Origin of the sequence: Arenibaculum sp. (genome assembly GCF_035998295.1) — a bacterium.
In the GTDB taxonomy this organism is placed as follows: domain Bacteria; phylum Pseudomonadota; class Alphaproteobacteria; order Azospirillales; family Azospirillaceae; genus DASYHS01.
On the sequence record NZ_DASYHS010000150.1, the window covers coordinates 1 to 5,195 of the forward strand.

Annotated in this window: 5 protein-coding genes; all 5 read right to left on the bottom strand. The window is 69.0% G+C overall.

What is annotated here, in order from left to right:
- The coding region (locus tag VGO20_RS14920; RefSeq protein WP_327503161.1) for a TRAP transporter large permease at positions 1 to 1,301 on the bottom strand (1,301 nt) is incomplete at its 3' end.
- Between the two features lie 28 nt (positions 1,302 to 1,329).
- On the bottom strand, positions 1,330 to 1,902 hold the full coding sequence (locus tag VGO20_RS14925; RefSeq protein WP_327503162.1) for a TRAP transporter small permease: 573 nt from the start codon (positions 1,900 to 1,902) through the stop codon (positions 1,330 to 1,332).
- 87 nt (positions 1,903 to 1,989) lie between these two features.
- Positions 1,990 to 2,997, bottom strand: a complete 1,008-nt coding sequence (locus VGO20_RS14930) for a TRAP transporter substrate-binding protein (RefSeq protein WP_327503163.1) — start codon at positions 2,995 to 2,997, stop codon at positions 1,990 to 1,992.
- 252 nt (positions 2,998 to 3,249) lie between these two features.
- On the bottom strand, positions 3,250 to 4,878 hold the full coding sequence (locus VGO20_RS14935) for an FGGY-family carbohydrate kinase (protein ID WP_327503164.1): 1,629 nt from the start codon (positions 4,876 to 4,878) through the stop codon (positions 3,250 to 3,252).
- The coding region (locus VGO20_RS14940; protein WP_327503165.1) for a hypothetical protein at positions 4,875 to 5,195 on the bottom strand (321 nt) is incomplete at its 5' end. The genes VGO20_RS14940 and VGO20_RS14935, both read right to left, overlap by 4 nt.

The window sequence follows — 5,195 nt, forward strand, 5'->3', positions numbered from 1 at the left end:
GGAAAGAACGCGATCAGGAAGACCGCGATGATGTTCATGATCGTGAAGGGGATGATCTTGACGAAGATCCGCTCGATGCTGGTGTTCGAGACGCCGGAGGAGACGAACAGGTTCTCTCCCAGCGGCGGCGTCTGGAAGCCGACGGCCAGGGTGCAGATCACGACGATGCCGAAATGCGTGGGGTCGATGCCGAGATTGTAGCCGACGGGCAGGAGCACGGGCGTCAGGATCAGGATGGCGGCGAGCGTCTCCATGAACATGCCGACGAACAGGAGGAACAGGATGATGATCGTCCACAGGACGTAGAGGTTATCCGTGGCGCTCAGCATCGCTTCGGCGATCGTGGCCGGGATGCGGTTCTCCACCAGGAGCCGGCCGAACGCCGTCGCGGTGAAGAGGATGAGCAGGACCCGGCCCGTGATCCAGGTCGTCGTCTCGAGGCACTGACCGATGTGCCGCCACTCGAGTTCGCGGTGAACGCAGAAGCCGATGAAGATCGTGTAGAAGATGGCGACGATCGCGGCCTCCGTCGGCGTGAAGAGGCCCGAATAGATGCCGCCCAGAATGACCGCCGGCGCGAGTATCGACCACTTTCCCTGCCGGACGGCCCGGCCGATCGCGCCGGCCGACCAGCCTTCGGCGGCCCCCGAATAGCCGTTCCTCCGGCTCAGGACGTAGTTCATGGCCAGCAGGCTGGCCGCCATCAGCAGTCCGGGCAGCACGCCGGCGACGAACAGCTTGGGGATGGAGACGGTGGCGAAGCTTCCGTGCCGGGCCACAGCTTCGACCGGCGGCTGCATGCCCAGCGCCGAGATCCCGAAGATCACCATCGGGATCGAGGGGGGAATGATGATGCCGAGGCTGCCTCCCGAGGCGGTGACCGCCGCCGCGTAGTCCTTCGCGTAGCCGCGCTGCGCCATGGCGGGGATCATCAGCATCCCTACCGCGGCCGTGGTGGCGGGTCCCGATCCCGATATGGCGCCGAAGAACAGGCATGCGAACACCGTGGCGGCCGCCAGCCCGCCGGTGAACGGGCCGGCGAAGGTCTCGGCCACGGCCACCAGGCGCTTCGAGATGCCCGCCGCCTCCATCAGGGCGCCCGCCAGGATGAATGCCGGCAACGCCATCAGGGGGAAGGAGCCGACCGACGTGAAGGCGATCTGCACCAGCTTGATCGGGTTCTCGCCGAGGAAGACGAACGACGCGAGCGCCGATATGCCGAGCGCGACGGCGATCGGGGACCCGATGCCCAGCAGGGCGAAGAAGGTGCCGAACAGGATGTAGACGACGGGGTTTGCCATGATGCGCGTCCTGCCGGTTGAGAGGGCGCTACTCGGCGTGGTTGGCAGCGCGGGCGCTTCGGGGCAGGCCGCCCGCGAGTTCGGCCTGGGCGATCTCCAACTCGGTCCGCGCCTCGTAGGCGTCGGGGTCGACCGTGGGGCGGCCGAGGACGAACCGGAGATAGTTGACCTGCAATACGCGGAACGCCATCAGCGCGAACGCCACGGGCAGTATCATATACAGGTACTTCATCGGAACCCCGAGGGTCTGGGACTTCCAGAACAGGTTCATCTTTTCGAAAATGAACACGTAGCTCAGGTAGACGAAGTACAAGTTGAAAGCCACCCACAGGAGGTCGGAAAACGCCTCGACGGCCGCGGCTGCCCTGGGAGGCATCAACCTGAACTGGACGGTCACGCGGTTATGCGCCGAGACCTTCGCGGCATGGCTGGCCCCGAAGAACGCGAACCAGACGAACATGTAGGTGGACAGTTCCTCGCTCCAGGAGATCGAGTGGCCGAACACCTGGCGGGAGACGATCTGCGCGAACAGGAGCGTGACGAAGGTCGCGAGGAGTATACGGCAGAGCCAGCTTTCGATGTTGTTGAGGACTGCCCTCATCCGTCGTCTCCACCGGCGTGCGTCGATCAAGCGGTCTCGGAAGGCGGGCGCGCCGGGCATGCCCCCACATGCCCGGCGCGCACCGGCTCAGGAGGTGCGTCCCAGCGCCGCCAGGGCCTGGTCGAGCTTTTCCTTGCCGCCGATCGCTTCGTGGAACTTCGGCCAGACGGCCTCGGTCGCGCGCTTGATCCACTCGGCCTCTCCGTCGGCCGGCTCCGTGATCTCCATTCCCTTGGCGACGAGGTCGGCGCGGATGCTCTCCTCCTGCGCGCGCAGGAACGCGGCGCTATGCTTCGTCGCGGCGGCGCCGGCTTCGAGGACGGCGGTCTGCACCTCCGGCGGGAGGCCCTGGAAGACGCTCTCCGACACGATCAGCGGCTCGATCGAGAAGATGTAGCAGATGTCGGTGATGTACTTCTGGACCTCGTAGAACTTCATGGCATGGACGGTGATGTAGGGGTTGTCCTGCCCGTCGACGACGCCGAGCTGCAGCGCCGTGAACGTCTCCGACCATGCCATCGGCGTCGGGTTCACGCCCCAGGACCGATAGGCGTCGATCATGATCTCGTTCTTCGGGACCCGGATGACCAGCCCCTCGAGGTCGGCGGGGGTGGCGACCGGGCGCTCGGAATTGGTCAGGACGCGGCAGCCCGAATAGGCCCAGCCGACGACGCGGACGCCGGCGTCGCGGATGGTGTTCTCGACCAGCTCCTTGCCGATCTCGCCCTGGGTGAGTTTTTCGGCGTCGTCGACGCTGCGGATGACGTAGGGCAGGGTCAGCAGCCCGACGGTCGGCGAGAACGGGGTGACGTTGTTGATGGCGAGGATGGAGAAGTCCAGCAGACCCATCGCGGCATCGTTGACGGTGTTCTGCTCGTCGCCGAGCTGGCCGTTCATGTACAGCTTCGCCGTGTAGGCGCCCTTGGTGCGGGCCTCCAGCTCCTCGATGAAGGCCTTGCCCAGTTCGTGCTGGGTGCCGCCGGCGGCATCGCCGACCGCGATGCGGAACGTTTCCTGCGCGTGCGCCCCGCCCATGGCGGTGACCATTACGGCTGCCGCCGCGGCGACAATGCTCGATCGTCCTAGAAGGGTCATGCTGCTCTCCCTGCCTGCGTTCGTGGTTCTCCCGCAAATCGGGCGGCGCGCATATCGTCGCCCGGTCGCGTCCTTTGACCGCAGCGTAACGGGGGGATTCGGGCCTTCATAGCACCAGAACCACGGATTGATAGGGCCAGCACGGACGGCTTCTTGACGAAGTCAATCGTGAGCGGTGGACAATACTGATCATTCTCTGCGGCGGATGCGAATTTGCCGCGAGGACGCATGGTTGTGCCCGGCAGGGGCCGGTCAGTGCCCGGGGGCGGGGACGTCCTGGCGAAGCTCGACCGCAAGGTCGCGCAGCGTTTCCTGAAGTCTCCGGCTCGCGCGGTAGCGCCGGTCGTGGGCGGCTGCGGTCCGGGGATCGGGCTGCAACACCCGGTATCCCGACGCCATCGCCCGCATGGCATGGTCGAGGTCCGGCTGGACCCCGCCCGCGACCGCCCCCAGCATGGCGGCGCCGAGGAGGACCCCCTCGGTCTCCGCCGGCAGGTAGACCGGGACGCCGCAGACATCGGCATGGGCCTGCATCAGGAGCCCATTGCCGGCTCCGCTGCCCGTCGCGACGATCGCTTCGACGCGGTGCCCGCCGGCCGACAGCGTCTCCACGATGTGGCGGCTCCCATAGGCGAGGGAGAAGAGGCCGGCGAGGTACAGCCGCGCGAGGTCGCGCTCGTCGCCGTCGAGCGTCAGGCCGGTGATCGCGCCGGTCATGGTCGGATCGGCGAGCGGCGACCGGTTTCCCAGGACGTCCGGAAGCACGAGACGGTCGCCCAGCAGCGCGTCGATCCCGCTCCGGGCCAGGAGGCCCTCGATGATCGCCGCCAGGGCCGCGTGGGGGTTTCCCTGCAGCCGTCCCGAGGCCGGATGGCCCTGGATCAGCCGGTCGAGGAACGCGCCGGTGGCCGACTGGCCCGCCTCCGCAAGCCACCCGTTCCCGGTGAGCGCCCCGCGATAGGGCCCCCAGACGCCCTGGACGGGCAGGCGTTCCACCGACTGGATCAGCAGGCAGCTCGAGGTCCCGGCGACCAGCGCCAGCCGGGCGTCCGGAGCGGTTGCGGGGTCGACGCTGCCGAGGACGCCGATGGCGCCGGCATGCGCGTCGATCGCGGCGGCCGCCACGGGCGTTCCGGGCTCCAGGCCGAGCTCCCGGGCCGCGCGCGCCGACAATCCCGCCCCGAGCGGCGTGCCGGGCGGCAGCACTTCGGCGCCGACGACGGCGTGGTGCCGGTCCAGCAGGTCCGTGAGCCCGACCGACGCCAGGAGGCTGAGCGGCCAGCCGGTGCCGCCGGCCCGGTGGGCGCCGTAGTCGAAGCACCACTTGCACACCGTCGTGCAGGAGGAGCGCGCGTCGCTGCCGGTCGCGCGCCAGGTCAGCCAGTCGCCGAGGTCGCGTGCCCGGCCCAGGCGGCGCCACAGGTCGGGCCGGTGCCGCTTGACCCAGAGCAGCTTGGGCAGCTGCATCTCCGGCGAGATCGTACCGCCCACCTGCTCCAGCGCGACGTCGCCGGTCGCGGTGATCTCCGCCGCTTCCGCAACGGCGCGGTGGTCCATCCAGACGACGACGTCGCGCGTGGGGGAGCCGTCGCCGAGCGCCAGCGGCTCTCCCTCCCCGGTCGAGAGCACCAGCGAGCAGGTCGCGTCGAAGCCGATCCCGGCCACCTGCCCGGGCCGGGCGCCGGCCTTGGCGAGGGCTTCGCGCACCGCCGCCGAGACCGCGTCCCAGATGTCCCCGCTCGACTGCTCGACCCGTTCGCCGGGCAGCCGCCAGATGCCGATGTCCCGGCTGGCATGGCCCAGGCGGCGGCCGTCCGCGTCGAACAGGCCGGCCCGGGCGGAGCCGGTGCCGACGTCGACGCCGAGGACCAGGTGCTTCATGAGCGGTCCTCCAGCAGCCGCACCTCGAAGCCGAGCCGCCGGCTCAGCGCGATCATCTCGTGCAGGATGTCGCCGTAGGCGACCGCGACGTGGTTGCTCATGAAGTGGGCCATCAGCGTGTCGCGGCCGATGCCCAGGTCGGCGACCATGATCGGCCATTCGCGCGTGGTGCCGGTCCACCATGCCTGCAGGACGTCGCGCGGCAGGCGCACGACCTCGCCGCGCCCGACATCCATCACCGGCCGGTCGCCGTCGAGCCAGGCCCGGGCCCAGGTGATCGCGCCGGGCAGGCTCTCGCCGGTGAAGGTGCCGCCGGG

Coding starts and splice junctions, on each gene's coding strand:
- VGO20_RS14925 (WP_327503162.1), bottom strand. CDS start 1,902: ATGAGGGCAGTCCTCAACAACATCGAAAGCTGGCTCTGCCGTATACTC.
- VGO20_RS14935 (WP_327503164.1), bottom strand. CDS start 4,878: ATGAAGCACCTGGTCCTCGGCGTCGACGTCGGCACCGGCTCCGCCCGG.
- VGO20_RS14930 (WP_327503163.1), bottom strand. CDS start 2,997: ATGACCCTTCTAGGACGATCGAGCATTGTCGCCGCGGCGGCAGCCGTA.